Below are 17789 nucleotides of genomic sequence, written 5' to 3'. Positions count from 1 at the left end.
TGGATGGCAGATGAAACCAGAAAATCTCGTCAGCATCTGAAACGCACCATCACCTTGCCGTGGCTGGCGTTTTACGGTGTCGGCGTCACGATAGGTGCAGGCATCTTTGCGCTCATTGGTGAAGTGCTGGCGCTCGCAGGAGATCGCGCCCCGCTTGCGTTCCTGCTCGCAGGACTGATAGCCGGGGTCACCGGCGTTTCATATGCAGCATTGATCCAGCGATATCCGCGCGCAGGCGGAGAAGCCGTTTTCGTCAATCAGGGCCTGGGTAGCTTCTTTGCGCGCCTGGCCGGTTACGGCGTTGTCGTTACCGGAATTGTTTCCAGCGCGGTTATTTCCATCGCTTTTGCCGGTTATCTTCGGGAATTACTGCCGGTACCCCAACCATTGCTTGTTGTGCTGGTAATCGGGGCTTTGTCCGCGATCGCCTGGTACGGTGTCCGTGAAAGCGTGTTCTTTGCCGCGGCAGTAACCGTGCTCGAACTGGGAACGTTGCTTGTCGTGGTTTTCTTCGGTCTTCCGCTGTTCGGTGACCTTGGCAACGTCGTTGCAACGATGACCCCGAGCATGAACGCTGCGATCCTGACCGGTGTTTTGTCCAGCGGTGTGCTGGCGTTTTTTGCTTTCATCGGTTTCGAAGACATTATCAACATGTGCGAGGAAACAGTTCAGCCGGAACAGACGGTTCCCCGGTCGATTTACCTGACTTTGGGCATTACGCTTGTCATCTATGTCCTGCTGGCCGTCATCGCGGCACTGGCGGCGGATCGACAGGCAATCGTTTCGTCGGCTGCACCCCTGGCCCAGCTTTTCGAGTCGGTTTCCGGATTGTCAGGCAAACCTGTCGCTGCCGCTGCATCGATTGCCATGATCAACGGCATTCTCGTCCAGATCGTCATGGCAAGTCGTGTTCTTTACGGAATGGCCAACGAAGGCTTGGCTCCAAGGTGGCTTTCGATCGTTGATCCGCTGAGACAGACACCTGCCAGAGCCACGATGCTTGTCGCGAGCGTCATTCTTGTGCTGGCGCTGGCATTCCCGCTCGTCCGTCTTGCGGCAACAACAAGTCTGGTCACACTGGGCGTTTTCGCGCTTGTGAACCTGTCTCTGTTTCTGCTCGGCAGGCGGGACGGCACGGGGGTTCTTTATCGCCGCCGCTGGTGGGGGCTGGCTGGTGCCGTTCTTTGCGTGAGCATCGCCGCATTTCAGCTCGGTGCCGGGTTGGCGGGCGGGCACTGAGTTTCGGAGACCGTCAGTTCACAAGACGCACGCAAAGGGTCACCTCATTCGAGCCGGGTACAGTTGCCTATCCCCTGCGACGCCGACGGCGTCGCTCACCCCCTGAGGCATCGGTGGTTGGCTGTTCCTTGCGCTCGGGCAATTCGATTGCGGACCTGAGGTTCGGGAATTGGTCAACCTTGTTCGGCAGCGCCATGGCATTGACGAAATGTTCCTGGAATTTCGGTTCCAGGGCAGTCTCGATCTTCTCGATGTCACGAACCGTTTGTTCGATTTCGCGCCTGTATCCCCGGTTCAACAATGCCATGCGCGCTCCCGTTCCGGCTGCATTGCCAACCCCGGAAACGCCTTCGAGCGGGCAATCGGGAATGAGGCCGAGGATCATCGCGTATTTAGGATCGATATAGCTGCCGAATGCACCTGCAAGGCGAATTCGCTCCAGCGCGTAAGTGCCGAGCTTGTCCTGAAGGAGTTTCACACCGGCGTAGAGCGCACCTTTCGCCAGCTGGATGGCACGGATATCCGTCTGCAGGATCGAAATCTCGATGTTCTCGTCTGCGATGACATAGGAAAAGGTACGTCCATTGGACCTGATGCGCTGTGTCCGCTCGGCCATGGCCCCATCGATGACACCATTCTCGGTGATCAGTCCGGCAAGATACATCTCTGCGACAGCTTCGATAATGCCCGAGCCGCAGATGCCTGTGACACCGACACTGTCTATTTTTTCCGAAAATCCTTCCTCGTCCGACCATTCGTCAACGCCGATCACCTTGAAACGGGGTTCAAGTGTTTCCTTGTCGATGCGAAGGCGTTCAATCGCACCGGGAGCGGCGCGTTGACCCGATGAGATTTCGGCTCCTTCAAATGCCGGACCGGTCGGTGAGGAGGCTGCCAGCAACCGGTCCTTGTTTCCGAGAACGATCTCGGCATTCGTACCGACGTCGACAAGCAGCGTGATCTCGTCGTGGCTGTAAGGGCTTTCAGAGAGCGTTGCGGCAGCGGCATCCGCACCGACATGACCGGCAATACACGGCAACATGTAGACGCGCGCACCTGGATTGAGTTCCAGATCGAGGTCGCGGGCAGGCAACACCATTGCGTCGGACGCAGCCAGGGCAAACGGGGCGCCACCAAGCTCAACCGGATCGATGCCGAGAAAGAGATGGTGCATCACCGGGTTGCCGACAAACGTTGCGTCCAGAACATCTGACCGTTCGGCGCCGACATCTCCGACAAGCTTGCCGATCAGCGAATTGATGGCATCACGCACCGCTTTGGTCAGATCGGGAAGCTTGGAGGGGTTCATCTGCACATAGGACACCCGTGACATCAGGTCTTCACCGAACCGGATCTGCGGATTGGAAGTTCCGGCTGACGAGACGGTGCGGCCATTCCTGAGGTTGCACAGATGGGCAGCGATGGTTGTCGAACCGATATCGACGGCAAGGCCGTAAACGGCGTTTTTTTTCCCCGGCCACAGTGCGGTGACAGTCGGTTGAATGGACGCATCGACATAAACTGCCGCAGTAACGGTCCATTTCCCGGACCGCAAGATAGTTTGCACTCGGGGCAACAGCAGCGGATCAACTGTCAGATCGCCAATTCCGGTTTCTGCTGCAATCGCTTCCCGCAGACGGTCGATATCCCCGCGCGGCGTTTCCATGTCTGGTTCGACGATCGAGACCGTCACGAGCGTAACGGCGCTGTCAGCGTCGATATGCTTGGCCTCGGCGCGTTTGCGCACCACCTGGCGATTTGTCTGAGCATCCGTCGGGATGTCGATGACCAGGTCGCCCAGAATCCTTGCCTGGCAGGACAGGCGCCGGTCGGCAGGCAGATTGCGCAGGGTCGCGTAACGTGTTTCCGCCTCTGTCGCACCTTCAAGGTTATCGGCGACGCTTGTCAGGTTCTCCTTGGCAAAAGTGCCTTCCGAGACGGCCACCTGGCAGCGACCGCAAATACCGCGCCCGCCACAGACGGATTCGACATAGACACCCAGGGACCGGGCCGCATCCAGAAGCGGAGTTCCGACAGTAAATGTACCTCGCCGGCCACTTGGCTGGAAAACGACTTTTGCTGTTTTGCTGTCTTCGGTCATGAGCGCTTCAAATATCTGTCTGGGACATCCGGCAGTTCAAAACGTCCGTCTCGGACATCTCCTGCATATCGTGGTCACTGAGTACAAAACCCCTCCCCGGAAAAAGGGGAAGGGGATTGAGGCGTTTCAGCCGTTTCAGGCAGGACAGTGAAACCGTCCCGATTTGTATCGAACCCTTCAGCCTGCAGAAAGCCGCGCTGCACGGCCTCCTCTCCGGCGTCCACCGGAAGAGGCACCACCTTCCGCCGGTGCTGCCGTTGCACCTGCGGCGGCCGGCTTGTGATCCCGGTATGTCATGATCCATTCCTGGCAGTTCGGGTCAGTCCCGTTCAGCACGTTGGCGGCACGAACCGCTTCCATTTCCTGTGGGCGGCACGGGTTCATGATTGCTGACGTCATGCCGGCACCGATTACCATCGGGATGAAGCCGGCGTTGATGCCGTGCCGGTGCGGCAGGCCGAAGGAAACGTTGGACAGGCCGCAAGTCGTGTTGACCTTCAACTCGTCGCGTAGACGACGCAACAGCTTGAAGACCTGGAGTCCAGCCGTTCCCATGGCACCGATCGGCATGACGAGCGGGTCGACGACAATATCGTGCGCAGGGATGCCGAAATCGGCGGCACGCTCCACGATCTTCTTGGCTACCGCGAAGCGGACATCCGGATCTTCCGAAATACCCGTTTCGTCGTTCGAAATGGCAACCACGGGAACATCGTATTTCTTGATCAGCGGCAGGATTGCCTCGAGCTTTTCTTCCTCACCTGTCACCGAATTTACCAGCGGGCGGCCCTTGGCCGTTTCAAGACCGGCCTTGATGGCTTCGGTTACGGATGAATCGATAGACAAAGGAATGTCTGTAAGTCCTTGAACTATCTCAAGGGTTTTAACCAGAAGCGGGGGCTCGGTTTCGTTCGGGTTGACAGCGGTCACTCCCGCGTTGATGTCAAGCATTGTGGCGCCGGCGGCGACCTGTGCCAGGGCATCGGCCTTCACCGTTTCGAAGTTGCCCTCAACCATCTCGGCCGCCAGTTTCTTGCGTCCGGTCGGATTGATCCGCTCGCCGATTACGCAGAACGGTTGGTCGAAACCGATGATGATTTCCTTTGTGGCGGATGCGACGACTGTGCGTGTCATTTAGGCGCTCTCGTTGGCAGTCAGGGATGATGAGGGTTGAAAGGACCAGCTCCCGCGGCCGTGCAGCCAGTCCGCGGTTTTCTGGATCCCACCAAAAGGATAGACGTGGATCTGCTCGAGCTGTGCTCCCGGTTGGCTGGTGACACGTGTCTCCAGTGGCTCCACCATTGTGTTCGGATCGTACCCGGCCAGCATGGAGACCACCGCACCACCGCGTTTCTTCAGAAAGTTCAGAGAGTTTTCGACACCCGCAAACGCGGCGTATTTCAGAAGTGTCGTCATCTTGGCCGGCCCTGCGACGCCAATGTGAACGGGGAAGGCATTTCCCCAATCACGCAGCTCGTCCAGCCAGAGGCTGACGCGGTGCGGGTCGAAGCCGAACTGCGTCACGATCCGGAAGTCCGCATCGCTTTCGGCAGCCAGTTCGTGTTTGCGCATCAAGAAGGACCTGATTGCATCCGGCTTGATGTCGGGAGCGCCTTCAGGATGACCTGCGACCGCAATTTTCCGGATGCCGAGTTTGTCGAACAGACCGGTCTCAAGCAGGGCAACCGACGAGGTCAGCGGACCGGCTTTTTCAGCTTCGCCGGCAATCGCCAGTACTTCGGTCGCACCACCTTCCTGTGTCAGGCGTGTGATCCTGCGTTCGAAAGCCTCGAGAGACGGATAGCGACGCGCGGCCATGTGCGGCACGGCAATGAGATTGCGGTCCGTCAGCGTGCGCGTCGCCTGGACAATCATGTCTTCCGAAGCGTTGCCCAGGTCGGTCACATAAACCTGTGTGCCGGTGGGAATGTTCACCAGAACCTCGGATTTTTCGACCACCTGTTTCGGTGACATCTCGGTGGAGGCGGCGAGGCGCCCATTGGCCAACAGGCGCTGCTCAGTCATTCTCGGTGCCTCCACTTGCAAGAAGGGTTTTCAATCGGTCTTTCGGATAGGCGGCGAGCAATTCGCTCAATGCCGTTTCCGCCTCCGTCTCCAGGTCGTCAGAGACCTCGACGGGATCGCTTCGGCGCCATTCGGCCATGTAAGCTTCGCTGTCCTTGGCTCCGACGCGCATGGCACAGGCATCAATCGCCTCCATGAACATGGCAGGCAATTCTCGGCGCGCCGACTTGCGTCCCTTTTTCACCAGGATCTGCGCCGGGATATCACGCCAAAAAACGAAAATTTTCTGCGCCATTTTCTCTCTTTCCTCTGAGAGCATGTTTGCCGGAAGTCACTATTTTCAGGTCGCCTGATAGCGGCATGAGCGTGCTGAAAACCGACCTGTCCAATAAGCCGTATCAAGGTTCGTTCGTGCCGCCGAGAAAGGTCGAAAGCATCCCGTATCCTGTTCGGCGGATTTCAAATTCCAGCTGGAGCCTCTCGGCGGCCTCGCGGGCAGCTGTTTCAAGTTTCGGATTGTCCGTCTGTGCGAGATAGACGAGCCGCTTGTAGTGGGCGAAATACATGTCCCTGAGATGCGGATGCCAGTCGAGACCGAGCGGTTCGATGACCATTGTCTGGAAGTGGCGTGCAAGGAAATCGGTCAGATAAAATGTGCCGAGTTCTTCCTCTGAAATTTTTTCGAATTCTTCCAGGCCGGAAAAGAACGCGTAGCAGTGCGCTCCTTCGATGCGTTTGGCGCCGGTTTCCTCCAGCACCTTGTCAAGAAGGCCACCGGTTCCACAGTCGCCGTAGCCGATGAGGATTTCGGAATAAACGTCCTGGTTCAGCAAAATAGCGCGACGGACCTCGTCGGGTATCTTGTCCGGTGTGTTGTGCAGCTTGGCCGGCAGGCAGGTGAGGTCGATATGGTCGAGGCCATTCAGATCACGAATGGCGACAATCTCGCGTGCGAGCGCACCGCAAGCGATGATCAGGACGCGGCCGATCTTGTTGTTTGCGTCCTGATCTGTCTCGAACGGAAAAAGAGGCTCGCCGGAATGCATGTCGGCAGCCCCTTCAAACACCGTCTCAGCCTTTGGAGGCGAGTTGGTTGTGACGGCGGGCGATCAGGTCTTTTGCCATTTCCACCGCGACGGCTGCATCGCGGCAATACCCGTCCGCTCCCACAGCTTCACCGAATTCCTCGTTCAGCGGTGCACCGCCGACAAGCACGATGTAGTCGTCACGGATGCCTTTCGCCTTCATCTCGTCGATCACGACTTTCATGTAAGGCATGGTGGTGGTCAGAAGGGCGGACATGCCCAGGATTTCCGGCTGGTGCTCTTCGAGCGCGGCCAGGTAATTCTCGACCGGGTTGTTGATGCCGATATCGATGACTTCGAAGCCGGCGCCTTCCATCATCATGGAGACGAGGTTCTTGCCGATATCATGAATATCGCCCTTCACCGTTCCGATGACCATCTTGCCGACTTTCGGTGCACCGGTTTCAGCAAGCAACGGGCGCAGGATGCTCATTCCGGCCTTCATCGCATTGGCCGACAGCAGAACTTCCGGTACGAACAGGATACCGTCCCGGAAATCGACGCCTACGATCCGCATGCCTTCAACGAGTGCCTTGGTCAGGACGTCATAAGGCACCCAGCCGCGCTCAAGGAGAATGTTCACGGCTTCGAGGATCTCGTCCTGAAGGCCGTCATATAGGTCGTCATGCATCTGCTCGACAAGCTCGTCGTCGGAGAGAGACGCGAGATCGATATCTTCTTCATCGGACATGGGCAGCTCCAACTGGGCGCAAGTAACTCTAATCTACCTAAAATGTTATGCCTTAAGGCAGATTCGCCGATATCTCCAATGCGACACGGCTAGTCGCTTACGCGACAGCCGAAGAGTTGATCGTGAGTTGAACAGCTTTGTTGATTGCCGGAAACTTCACTATTAAGAGTTGTGTTCAGCGTGTCTTGTATCAAAATCGGATTTAAGGAATGAGATCGACGTATCTGGCAATGCTCGTATTTTTTCTCTTTGGGTATTCGGAACTCCATGTTCACGCCGAGGTGAATACGCCGGAAACAGAACCGATCGAAGCTCAACAGATTGAAGCAAAAGAAGTTGGGCGGGCGCGCCAGGCCTTTTCCAGCTTCGGGCTGGGTCTGGAAGAAAAGCAAGAGGTCTATCGCGCCTTGCGGGAGCTCGACTATGCGAACGAAGATCTTGAAATACCGGATTTTCTATTGCGAAAAGGCACAATCCAGGCAGTTGCAGAGTTTCAAAGGACAATCGGAGCCGCGGCGACGGGGTTTTTAACCAGCGACCAGGTCGAGGTGCTGCGCAGTGCTGCAGGACGATCGAGCCAGAGTGCTTACATGGCAGGCAACAATGCCAAATCGGCTTTCGAGAACCTGAACCTGGGTTGTGAAGATCATCGGGTTCTATACCGGGCGCTTTATGCACTTGGACATACTGCCAGACGGACCGCATTTCCAGATTTTCTCACCGACGAGGCCGTAGTCGCCGCCGTCACCGAATTTCAGGAAGAAAATGGAGCGAACGCCACAGGCTACCTCACCAAAGACCAGGTGGATAACTTGCAGGCAGACGCTGGAAAACCCTACCTCTGGGAACACAGGGCGTGTGGGCCGGACCGATTGTTGTTTCCCCTGAACGAGTGGAGCGCAGCGGGGTATTCCGATTCCGACAAGCAGGATGTGTTCGACATTCTCCACGCCCACGGACTTCTGAAGGGCGACAGGTTGTCGAACAGTTTGTCGGACGGACACAACAAGGATGCTGTGCGACGCTTTCAGTCCAGCGTTGGGGCTGAACAAACAGGCTACCTGACGAGCAGGCAGGCAGACGGCATACTGCACGGATGGCTCTTGCCGACGCCCAAGCAGATCTGGATTGCACTCGCGGTCCCCGATGAAAAGAAGAAGTTTCTTTTCCACGCCTTGGTTGATCTGGGTTACCTGTGGCACGCCGCCCCTCTTGTCGATTTCACCTTCAATGAAGATTTGATCCGAGCGGTGCGTCGATATCAATATGCGTCCAGGTTCCCGACGACCGGATTTCTCACCGGACCTCAGATCGAACTGCTTCTGGCGCATGAAATCAAACCTGTTCCGGCAGACACAAAGCAAGCCAAAAAAAGATGGTCCAATCCCGTTATGTCATGGCGGTACGACGACTATTCCGAACGTGAACTGACGTTGATCTACAATGCACTCAACAAGAGGGGAATTTTCCTGGACGAGGCCGTCAATACAGATTTGACGCATCCGGAGCTTGTAAAGCGTATTCGAAAATACCAGCAGTCCATTGCGGACAAAAATCCCACCGGCTACCTGACCCACAGGCAGATTGCTGGCTTGATGGCTGATCTGGGAAATCGACCCCCGCAGGACCAGCTCAGGAAAAAGAGCGTGGGTTTGCTGGCGAAGAAGAAGACACCGCAAATGCAGCCTTCCGCGCGCAGCGCTTGGGAGAAGCTGGAATATTCGCTGGACAAAAAAAAGAAAATCTATCGGGCCCTCTATCATCTCGGGCTGGCTAAGTCACCGGAAATGATCACGGACTTTTCGTATCGGATGAACCTGATCGAGGTTGTGCGCAGCTATCAGGAACGGAACGGCTTTGCACCGACGGGATTTCTGACATCCGAACAGGCCGACGAACTCCTGAACCGCAAGGCGCCAATGCTGCCAAGCGAGCAACAGGAAGAGTTTTTTGAAAAATCGGAACGCTCCGCGGTGCTCGGGTTTTTCAGGGAACTCGGCCAACAGGAATACGGCATAAGCAATCCAATCACCGCAATCTTGAAGCGGATTCAGGGCAGATTTGGTTTGACCGCCAACGGTTACGTGAATTCCGAGTTGTTCGAAAAGGCGAAGACAATTCCACTGCAGGTCGTTCGCGAACCGCGTCGGCCACAGAAACTCTACTTTGATGCGGAAGAGCGACCGGCCTCGAAAGACTGGAGTCTCTGGAAGAGCCGGAGCGACGACATGTGTGAAATATCGACCTTCTCCATTCACGAGGATGGTTTCACAGGCAGTGCATCACCCGCAGGTGTCGCTCTGATACGCGGGTCAGACTGGAAACGGAATTCGGTCAACATCAGTGTGCGTCTCAGGAATTGGAAGCGGGACACAATTGCCCAATTGCGCGTGAGAGGTCGAACTTACTTGATGATGGAAGCTTTTGGACGAACCGTGCTGGTCGGCGAAGACGGTCTGAGAATAGACAATTACAACAAGAACTACTCAAACCTTATCGATGGCATGATGAGTGCGAACGGCTTTGAAATCACTTACGAAACAGACTTCGGGACGAAGGCCGTGGTGAGTTTTTCAGCACTCGGCCTTACAAAACAGCTTCGGGCAATCATGAAAGTGTGCTAGCCGCCCATCATCTTCACAATAGAAAAGGGCGGGTCGATTGACCCGCCCGAATCAACTGCTCTGGTCTAGACAGATTAGAACAGGCCTTCGATCTGGCCGTTGTCATCCAGCCGGATATGGTTCGCTGACGGCACGCGCGGAAGACCGGGCATGGTCATGATTTCACCGCAGATCGCGACAATGAAACCGGCGCCTGCCGACAACCGAACTTCGCGGACCGGCAGGCTGTGGCCGGTCGGTGCGCCGCGAAGCTGCGGATCGGTGGAGAATGAATATTGCGTCTTGGCCATGCACACCGGCAAATCGCCGAAGCCATCGGCTTCCCAGCGCTTGAGCTGATCCCGCACTGACTTGTCCGCAAGAACCTCGTCCGCCCGGTAGATCCGTTTTGCCACGGTCTCGATCTTTTCAAACAGGGAAAGTCCGTCCTCGTAAAGCGGAGCAAACTGGGCCGCACCGCTTTCAGCAAGTTCTGCAACCCTTACCGCCAGCTCTTCCGTGCCTGCAGAGCCGTTGGCCCAGTGCGTTGCCAGGATCGCATCGACGCCGAGATCGGCGCAGTAGTCCTTGACGGCCTGGACTTCAGCTTCCGTGTCTGCAGTGAAGTGGTTGATGGCAACGACCGCCGGAACGCCGAACTGCTTGACGTTCTCGATATGGCGGCCAAGGTTGGCACAGCCCTTGGCGACTGCATCGACGTTCTCCGTTCCAAGATCTTCCTTGGCGATACCACCGTTCATCTTCAGTGCCTTGATCGTGGCGACGATCACGACTGCATCAGGTGAAAGGCCGGCCTTGCGGCACTTGATGTCAAAGAACTTCTCGGCACCGAGGTCAGCGCCGAAACCGGCTTCCGTGACCACGTAGTCTGCAAGTTTGAGGGCTGACTGGGTCGCAACGACCGAGTTGCAGCCATGGGCGATGTTGGCGAACGGACCACCGTGGATAAAGGCCGGATTGTTTTCCAGCGTCTGGACCAGGTTCGGCTGCAGCGCTTCCTTCAAAAGCACTGTCATTGCACCGTCGGCTTCCAGGTCACGTGCGCGGATCGGCGAGCGGTCGCGGCGGTAGGCGACGATAATGTCACCAAGACGTGTCTGCAGGTCTTCCAGATCTGTTGCCAGGCAGAGGATTGCCATGATCTCGGAAGCAACCGTGATGTCGAAACCGCCCTCACGCGGGAAGCCGTTGGCGACACCACCGAGCGAGCAGACGATCGAACGCAGCGCACGGTCGTTCATGTCGAGCACGCGGCGCCAGACAACGCGGCGCTGATCGATGCCGAGTTCGTTGCCCCAGTAGATGTGATTCTCGATCAGGGCGGAGAGGAGGTTGTGTGCAGATGTGATGGCATGGAAATCACCCGTGAAATGCAGGTTGATGTCTTCCATGGGGACGACCTGCGCATAGCCACCGCCGGCTGCGCCGCCTTTCATGCCGAAGCACGGTCCCAGGGACGGTTCGCGCAGGCAGATCATGGCGTTCTTGCCAATCTTGTTGAGACCGTCGCCGAGACCCACAGTCGTCGTGGTCTTGCCTTCGCCGGCAGGTGTCGGATTGATCGCGGTGACGAGGATCAATTTGCCGTTTTCGCGCCCAACTAGGCCCTCGATGAACTCCGCCGAAATCTTTGCTTTTGTCCGGCCGTAGGGCAGGAGGGATTCATCGGGTATGTTCAGCCGGTCACCGATCTCCTGGATCGGTTTCATCTTGGCTGCACGGGCAATTTCGATATCGCTTGCCATTGGTTTTTCTCCGCGGCGTGTCCTTGAAAACTGGCTTGGGCCGGCAAGGTAACGTACCCGCCGGCGACTGACGGCACGCTATGTGAGAGCGCACTGCAGCATGTGTTCCGAATGCGACAGGATGCACTCCGGAAACGACGATGCCGAGTGGTGCGGCGAACCAGTTGTGGAATCAGCAGGTTTCTGTCCTGAAACAGGCATTTAAAAAACGGCACATTGTGAAATTCGGCGAAGTGGGCCCATGGCCATACCTTCATTAATGAGATTGAAGTGGTGTCAGACACGTCGAATATCGGCTCTTAAAAACGCAAAAAGCGGGTTCGGCGTTCGCTCTAGCGGCTTGATGTCGCAAATCAAAGCCGCGTTGACGCCGCTTTGCGATGGGATGAATTTGCCCTGCTACAATGCTGCCCGCACTTGAAAATCGAACACTTTCCTGCGAGCTTGCGTCTCGAATCCAGGCAATTCACCTCCACCATTTCGACCTCATTTGCAAAGGCGCGGGCTTATTCCGGCATGACAGATTCAGACATCTTATCCCGTCTTCCCGAACGCCTGAAAAACGCCCGGCGTGCGCAAGGCCTGTCACTGGAAGCGGTTGAGAAACTCTCCGGCGTTTCCCGCTCGATGGTCAGTCAGATCGAACGCGGCGAGTCGAATCCAACCGTTGCAACATTGCTCAACCTGACAAGGGCGCTGGATGTCGACTTCGCCGGGTTGTTGGGGGAAGAAGCTGCGGAAGACAGGGTCGAGATCTTGCACGACCACCAGACCCCGGCGCTGGACCGTGCCGGCGACGGATGCAAGATTCGAATACTCTCGCCGCCACAGGACACCGGAAAGCTGGAGGTCTACGAGCTCATCTTTGCCAAGGGTGGCAGACTGGACAGCAAGCCGCACGAGCGTGGGACCCGGGAGCAACTGATTGCCGAGGAAGGGCGTCTTGAAGTGACCTCGGGGGTTGCCAAGGGCATCATCGACAAGGGTGACACGGCCCGATACGCCGCCGATGTGCCGCATTGCATCGAAGCCGTCAGCGGGCCCGCACGGGCGATCCTGTTGGTTGTGAACGTCTAGGACGCCACTCCTGCAACTATCCGAACTGCGCGCGGTGCGAATTCCGACATAATGGAAGAAGCGTCTTTTATTTGAAAAAAAATCCGGTATAATGGATGAAATTTCCATTTTGCCGGAGTCCTGTCGTGTCTGATGCCTTTCTGTCTCATATCGCCGAAACCTTGAAGGAAATCGAGGCTGAAGGGCTCTACAAGAAAGAACGCCTGATCTCCTCACCGCAAGGGGGGGTGATTACCGTTGGCGGGCGTGAGGTCATCAACCTGTGCGCCAACAACTATCTTGGGCTAGCGGACCATCCGGCGCTTGAAGAAGCGGCGCGCAAGGCGCTGGAACCCAAGGGTTACGGTATGGCGTCAGTGCGCTTCATCTGTGGCACCCAGGACATTCACCGTCAGCTGGAACAGCGTCTGGCACAGTTTCTGGGCAAGGAAGACTCCATTCTTTTCGCTGCTTGTTTCGATGCCAATGGAGGCTTGTTCGAACCGCTTCTGGGGCCGGAAGACGCGATCATATCGGACGCGCTAAATCATGCCTCGATCATTGACGGCATCCGCTTGTGCAAGGCCAGACGCTTCCGATATCAAAATTCCGATATGACGGATCTGGAAGCGAAACTGAAAGAGGCGCGCGAGGACGGGGCCCGTCACATCATGATTGCCACCGACGGCGTTTTTTCCATGGACGGATACCTGGCGAAATTGCCGGAAGTAACGGCGCTTGCTCAGAAGTACGACGCCCTGGTCATGGTTGACGACTGCCATGCGACCGGCTTCATGGGACCAAAGGGTGAGGGGACACCGGCACATTTTGGTGTTGATGTCGATATTCTGACCGGCACGCTCGGCAAGGCGCTTGGCGGTGGTATCGGAGGCTACATTGCCGGCCCTCAGCCTGTTGTCGATCTTCTTCGCCAGCGTGCGCGCCCCTACCTCTTTTCCAATTCACTCCCGCCGGCCGTCGTCATGAGCGGGCTGGAAGCAATTCGTCTGGTCGAAGAGGGTGACGATCTTCGCCGCAACCTTTTCGAAAATGCGAACTACTGGCGCAAAGGGTTGGAAACTCTCGGTTTTGACCTTCTCCCCGGCGAGCATCCGATCATTCCGGTCATGCTTGGCGAAGCGAAGCTGGCACAGGCAATGGCAGCGGCCTTGTTCGAAGAAGGGGTCTATGTTTCCGGTTTCTTTTTTCCGGTGGTTCCCCGTGGGCAGGCGCGAATTCGAACCCAGATGAACGCTTCTCTGACAAGAAACGATCTGGATCGCGCTCTGGAGGCATTCGCAAAGGCGGGCAAGGCGACCGGGGTCCTGGCGTGATTTTTGGTTCGGTCATTGAAACCATCGGCCAGACCCCGATGGTTGAACTCTCCAGGATCGGCCGGGCGCTGGATCTGGACGGGCGGATAATCGCGAAGCTGGACTACCTGCTGCCCGGCTTTTCCAAGAAGGACAGGGCGGCCCGGTCGATCGTGACGGCGGCGCGCGAAAACGGGTCGCTGCGCCCCGGGCAGACAGTGGTCGAACTGACGTCCGGCAACATGGGAACCGGGTTGGCTATTGTCTGCGGCGTGCTGGGACATCCGTTCGTTGCCGTCATGAGCGCGGGAAACTCAAGCGAGCGCGCGAAGATGATGCGAGCTCTCGGGGCTGAAGTCGTCATCGTTCCACAGTCGGAAAACAGCCGTCCGGGTGAAGTTTCCGGTGCGGATCTGGCGTTGGTAGATGAGGTTGCAAAAGAGATAACCGCCGAACGCAACGCCTTCAGGGCCGATCAGTTCGGTCATTTCGGCAACCCGGAAGCGCATGAGACCGGAACTGGCCCGGAGATCTGGGCACAGTCGGAAGGGACGGTGACCGCGTTTTGTGATTTTGCCGGATCCGGTGGCACCCTGGCGGGTGTGACCCGCTTCCTGGCGCAAAAGGGAGTGAATTCCTATGCAGTGGAACCGGCCGGTGCGGAAGCCCTGTCAGGTTCGCCGGTCACATCACCCGAGCACCCTATCCAGGGAGGCGGTTATGCCATGAATGACCTCGACCACCTGCGCGATGTTCCGCTCGCGGGCTATTTGTCAGTATCCGGCGAGGATGCGCGCAAACATGTCCGTCTGCTGGCACGCATGGAAGGCATCTTCGGGGGCTACTCTGCCGGAGCAAATCTTGCCGGCGCCGTTCAGCTTCTGAAAGGCCCGGAAAAGGGCGGGTGTGTCGCCATCGTCATCTGCGACAGCGGATTGAAATACCTTTCCACCGATCTGTGGGAGACCGAATGATGAGCAACCAGATGAAGGCCCTCAGCAAGTTAGAGCCGCGCGAAGGGCTCTGGATGACCCGGGCACCGGTGCCGGAGATCGGACCGGACGAAGTTCTGATCAAGATCCACAAGACCGGTATCTGCGGAACCGACATCCATATCTGGAATTGGGATGACTGGGCTGCGAGGACTGTGCCTGTCCCCCTGATCACCGGTCATGAATTTGCCGGCGAGATCGTGGAACTTGGAAGGAACGTCACGGAATTCGAGATCGGGCAGCGTTGTTCGGGAGAAGGTCACCTGATCGGCAAGCAGTCCCGCCAGTCACGCGCCGGCAAGTTCCATCTCGATCCGGAAACGCGCGGGATCGGTGTGAACGAGCAGGGGGCATTTGCCGAGTATCTGTGTCTGCCTGCCTTCAACGTGGTTCCATTGCCAGATGAAATCGACGATGAAATCGGAGCAATCCTCGACCCGCTCGGAAACGCGGTTCACACGGCTCTGAGTTTTGATCTTGTCGGTGAGGATGTTCTGGTCACCGGAGCTGGGCCGATCGGCATCATGGCGGCTGCCGTTGCCCGTCACGTTGGCGCGCGCAACGTTGTGATCACCGACATCAACCAGGCGCGGCTGGACCTGGCCGCAAAGGTGGTCGATGTTGTGCCGGTAAACGTGGCCAGGGAAGATCTGAAGGGAATCGAACAGAAACTCGGAATGCGGGAAGGCTTCGACGTCGGGCTGGAAATGTCCGGAAGTCAGGCTGCGCTCGATCAGATGGTCGAAAACCTTGTCATGGGCGGTCGCATTGCGTTGTTGGGCATTCCGCCTGGAAAATCGCCCGTTGACTGGTCACGGATTGTCTTCAAGGCGATCACGATCAAGGGGGTGTACGGGCGCGAGATCTTCGAGACCTGGTACAAGATGATTGCGATGCTGCAAAATGGACTGGATGTACGCAACGTGATCACCCATCGCTTCGCCGTCGACGATTTTGAAGCCGGTTTTGCCGCAATGAAATCTGGTGAGGCGGGAAAGGTTGTCCTGAGCTGGACCTGAGAAAGAAAGTTGCCCGGTATTGCGGCATGATTGATGCAGCCGGCAGCGAAACTTCCACGTGATATCTTTTGGGCCGCTTTGACGGAAACCCTCGGAGGTTCGTCCTCGTGGAACCGATATTACCGGTTCACGAGACGCGGACAGCGACGCGTCAGTCAGTCCGATGTCAGCCCAGTGCAATCTGGCGGAAGTAATTTCGTTTGGAATCCGACCAGAGCTGAGAAAAGAACTTTTCGACAAGCGGTTCCGACACCTTGATCGGAGAGGGGCCGTAATTGTTGTACCTGTCGGAAAGCGCTTTGTTGACAGCATTCGAGAAGTTCACGAAGTCGGTATGATCGGAGGGAAAATCATCGGCTGCGCGGGCAACAATCTCACGAATGGTCCTGTCATTTGCAATCGTGACTGCCGTGATTGAATTGCCGTGTTCCTTCGCAAGCATGCGATAGGCGGAAGAAAGATCCTCGACAAAACCTGCATTGCTCGTTTGACAGATATACAGGCTGAACGCGTGCAGAAATTCGATTTCCCAATTATCGTCCGTTCGCGCGATCTGTCTGTCGAAAACCTTCCTGACGATGTCGAAACAGAGGAAGCGCAAGACGGACATTGCAAAGAAGTCTTTGTTCGCGCCGACAAAGGGTTGTTTCTTGTGTACCTGACCACATGCTTCGTAATTCGAACGATAAATGTCGAAGAGGTTCTGCGAAGCGGCGATGAATTCGAAGACCGTCGCTATCTCGGCTTGGCTGAGACTTTCGCCTCTCATCTCCGCGGCGCTCAAGAGGCCCTTGCGCGCCAGATCAAGGGCCTGCTGTCCTGCGCCCATGCAGATGTGGGGGCCGCTGAGTTTAGGCCATTGGATTGCGGTCTTTTTGGCTGCAGGCGGCATTGCCAATCTCCGGTTTCAGGAATTTAATCTGCTCCGAATTGGTGTTGATTTGATTAAGCATGCCCCTGGGTGTGCACCTGGTTGGTGCTGGACGGGCACACGATGTCAGAGCTGCCTAGGCCGCGGACTCATTAACGCGTAGCCAAAGTCGGGTGGCAGCGAGCTCGACGAAGGCAAGGAAGTTGGCTGCGTGTTTCTCATATCGCGTAGCGATGCGCCAACATTGCTTCATCCGGTTGTAAAACCGTTCAACGTGGTTTCGATGATTGTAGAGGTGGGATTGAAACAGATCGGACCGCGCCGGTTCCGGCGCGGTGGGATGTTCGCCCAGCCTCCACGCAAACTCGTGATTGTTCTTATCTCGGTCGCGTCGTGAGCCTTGTCAGCGAGAACCATTCCGCTGCTCGGTAGGCCTTCAAGTAGAGCACGTGCCATCAGACTGTCATGCTGCTGACCGCCGGTAATCATGACTTGGAGCGGCAGTCCGTTCGCATCGACTACCTCGTGGATTTTGGTCGTCGGCCCTCTGCGCGAACATCCAAAGCTTTCGCTGGTGCTATTCTGGATGCAACTTGCGTGCTGATGTGCTCGGATTATCGTGTTGTCGACAATTTGCACCTCGGCATCGTCCCGATGCGAGATGGCAGGCAGGAAACGGATCAAAACGCACGCGGAACACCATCGCACGAAGCGATTGCAGCAGGTGGTGTAGGGACCGTAGCGCTCAGGCAGATCACGCCACGGTGTTCCCGATCTCGATATCCAGGAAATGCCGTTCAGGGTGCGCCTGTCATCTACACGCGGGACGCCTTGCGATTTGCAACGAAGGATTGGTGCTATCAACCGCCATTCGGCGTCGGTGAAGGCGTGTCTCCTGTTCAAGGCTCATTTTCGGAGCTTGAATCACGCCGGGACACCAAACGTCAATGTCTACCTTGCCCTCAAACACTGCGGCGAGGTCCGCTAGGTCGAACGACCACCTAAAGCCCTTTATGTCTCATTGCCGT

15 protein-coding genes are annotated in these 17789 nt (G+C 56.9%); 6 read left to right on the top strand and 9 right to left on the bottom strand.

Annotation, left to right across the window (positions count from 1 at the left end):
• The first annotated feature begins 3 nt into the window (after nt 1-3).
• Nucleotides 4-1239 carry an APC family permease gene (locus tag LA5095_RS21995; RefSeq protein WP_055118775.1) on the top strand — a complete coding sequence of 412 codons (1236 nt, stop codon included), beginning with the start codon at nt 4-6 and terminating at the stop codon, nt 1237-1239.
• Between the two features lie 67 nt (nt 1240-1306).
• Here the strand turns inward: LA5095_RS21995 and LA5095_RS21990 are convergent, their stop codons facing one another.
• From LA5095_RS21990 to LA5095_RS21965, 6 genes are all read right to left on the bottom strand, one after another.
• Entirely contained in the window at nt 1307-3340 is a 2034-nt protein-coding gene (locus tag LA5095_RS21990; RefSeq protein ID WP_055118774.1) for an ASKHA domain-containing protein, read from the bottom strand.
• A gap of 177 nt (nt 3341-3517) precedes the next feature.
• Nucleotides 3518-4474: a methyltetrahydrofolate cobalamin methyltransferase gene (locus LA5095_RS21985; RefSeq protein ID WP_055118771.1), complete on the bottom strand. Its 957-nt coding sequence runs from the start codon at nt 4472-4474 to the stop codon at nt 3518-3520.
• Nucleotides 4475-5365, bottom strand: coding sequence for a methylenetetrahydrofolate reductase (locus LA5095_RS21980; protein WP_055118770.1), 891 nt, complete (start codon nt 5363-5365; stop codon nt 4475-4477).
• Nucleotides 5358-5660 (bottom strand): virulence factor, encoded by a 303-nt coding sequence (locus LA5095_RS21975; RefSeq protein ID WP_055118768.1) that lies wholly within the window; start codon nt 5658-5660, stop codon nt 5358-5360. Before LA5095_RS21975 ends, LA5095_RS21980 begins: the two co-directional genes overlap by 8 nt.
• Before the next feature lie 103 nt (nt 5661-5763).
• Nucleotides 5764-6411 carry a DUF1638 domain-containing protein gene (locus tag LA5095_RS21970; protein WP_055118766.1) on the bottom strand — a complete coding sequence of 216 codons (648 nt, stop codon included), beginning with the start codon at nt 6409-6411 and terminating at the stop codon, nt 5764-5766.
• Between the two features lie 25 nt (nt 6412-6436).
• On the bottom strand, nt 6437-7141 hold the full coding sequence (locus LA5095_RS21965) for a corrinoid protein (RefSeq protein WP_055118764.1): 705 nt from the start codon (nt 7139-7141) through the stop codon (nt 6437-6439).
• A 209-nt stretch (nt 7142-7350) separates the two neighbouring features.
• On the opposite strand from LA5095_RS21965, the gene LA5095_RS21960 reads away from it, so the two are divergent.
• Complete coding sequence (locus tag LA5095_RS21960) at nt 7351-9765, top strand: hypothetical protein (RefSeq protein WP_055118762.1); 2415 nt, start codon at nt 7351-7353, stop codon at nt 9763-9765.
• A gap of 74 nt (nt 9766-9839) precedes the next feature.
• Here LA5095_RS21960 and LA5095_RS21955 read toward each other — a convergent pair whose 3' ends face one another.
• Entirely contained in the window at nt 9840-11510 is a 1671-nt protein-coding gene (locus LA5095_RS21955; protein ID WP_055118760.1) for a formate--tetrahydrofolate ligase, read from the bottom strand.
• A 516-nt stretch (nt 11511-12026) separates the two neighbouring features.
• Between LA5095_RS21955 and LA5095_RS21950 the strand changes: the two genes are divergently transcribed.
• The 4 genes from LA5095_RS21950 (at nt 12027) to tdh (ending at nt 15890) form a co-directional block, all read left to right on the top strand.
• On the top strand, nt 12027-12587 hold the full coding sequence (locus tag LA5095_RS21950; protein WP_029062348.1) for a helix-turn-helix domain-containing protein: 561 nt from the start codon (nt 12027-12029) through the stop codon (nt 12585-12587).
• Between the two features lie 125 nt (nt 12588-12712).
• A complete protein-coding gene (locus LA5095_RS21945; protein WP_055119065.1) occupies nt 12713-13900 on the top strand; it encodes a glycine C-acetyltransferase in 1188 nt (395 codons plus the stop codon).
• Entirely contained in the window at nt 13897-14853 is a 957-nt protein-coding gene (locus tag LA5095_RS21940; protein ID WP_082442813.1) for a PLP-dependent cysteine synthase family protein, read from the top strand. The genes LA5095_RS21945 and LA5095_RS21940 overlap by 4 nt, the downstream gene beginning before the upstream one ends.
• Nucleotides 14853-15890, top strand: coding sequence for an L-threonine 3-dehydrogenase (tdh, locus tag LA5095_RS21935; protein ID WP_055119061.1), 1038 nt, complete (start codon nt 14853-14855; stop codon nt 15888-15890). Before LA5095_RS21940 ends, tdh begins: the two co-directional genes overlap by 1 nt.
• A gap of 166 nt (nt 15891-16056) precedes the next feature.
• Here tdh and LA5095_RS21930 read toward each other — a convergent pair whose 3' ends face one another.
• A complete protein-coding gene (locus LA5095_RS21930) occupies nt 16057-16782 on the bottom strand; it encodes a hypothetical protein (protein ID WP_055118758.1) in 726 nt (241 codons plus the stop codon).
• 115 nt (nt 16783-16897) lie between these two features.
• Nucleotides 16898-17664 (bottom strand): IS5 family transposase gene (locus tag LA5095_RS32140; protein ID WP_235808854.1). Its coding sequence is split into 2 segments (ribosomal slippage): nt 16898-17061 and nt 17061-17664, totalling 768 coding nucleotides; the frame shifts between segments, so codons are not numbered across the junction.
• Between the last annotated feature and the right edge of the window lie 125 nt (nt 17665-17789).

Origin of the sequence: Roseibium album, assembly GCF_001404515.1 — a bacterium.
Lineage (GTDB): Bacteria > Pseudomonadota > Alphaproteobacteria > Rhizobiales > Stappiaceae > Roseibium > Roseibium album.
This window is presented reverse-complemented; position numbering and strand designations above follow the sequence as displayed.

Coding starts and splice junctions, on each gene's coding strand:
- LA5095_RS21995 (WP_055118775.1), top strand. CDS start 4: ATGGCAGATGAAACCAGAAAATCTCGTCAGCATCTGAAACGCACCATC.
- LA5095_RS21990 (WP_055118774.1), bottom strand. CDS start 3,340: ATGACCGAAGACAGCAAAACAGCAAAAGTCGTTTTCCAGCCAAGTGGC.
- LA5095_RS21985 (WP_055118771.1), bottom strand. CDS start 4,474: ATGACACGCACAGTCGTCGCATCCGCCACAAAGGAAATCATCATCGGT.
- LA5095_RS21980 (WP_055118770.1), bottom strand. CDS start 5,365: ATGACTGAGCAGCGCCTGTTGGCCAATGGGCGCCTCGCCGCCTCCACC.
- LA5095_RS21975 (WP_055118768.1), bottom strand. CDS start 5,660: ATGGCGCAGAAAATTTTCGTTTTTTGGCGTGATATCCCGGCGCAGATC.
- LA5095_RS21970 (WP_055118766.1), bottom strand. CDS start 6,411: ATGCATTCCGGCGAGCCTCTTTTTCCGTTCGAGACAGATCAGGACGCA.
- LA5095_RS21965 (WP_055118764.1), bottom strand. CDS start 7,141: ATGTCCGATGAAGAAGATATCGATCTCGCGTCTCTCTCCGACGACGAG.
- LA5095_RS21960 (WP_055118762.1), top strand. CDS start 7,351: ATGAGATCGACGTATCTGGCAATGCTCGTATTTTTTCTCTTTGGGTAT.
- LA5095_RS21955 (WP_055118760.1), bottom strand. CDS start 11,510: ATGGCAAGCGATATCGAAATTGCCCGTGCAGCCAAGATGAAACCGATC.
- LA5095_RS21950 (WP_029062348.1), top strand. CDS start 12,027: ATGACAGATTCAGACATCTTATCCCGTCTTCCCGAACGCCTGAAAAAC.
- tdh (WP_055119061.1), top strand. CDS start 14,853: ATGAGCAACCAGATGAAGGCCCTCAGCAAGTTAGAGCCGCGCGAAGGG.
- LA5095_RS21930 (WP_055118758.1), bottom strand. CDS start 16,782: ATGCCGCCTGCAGCCAAAAAGACCGCAATCCAATGGCCTAAACTCAGC.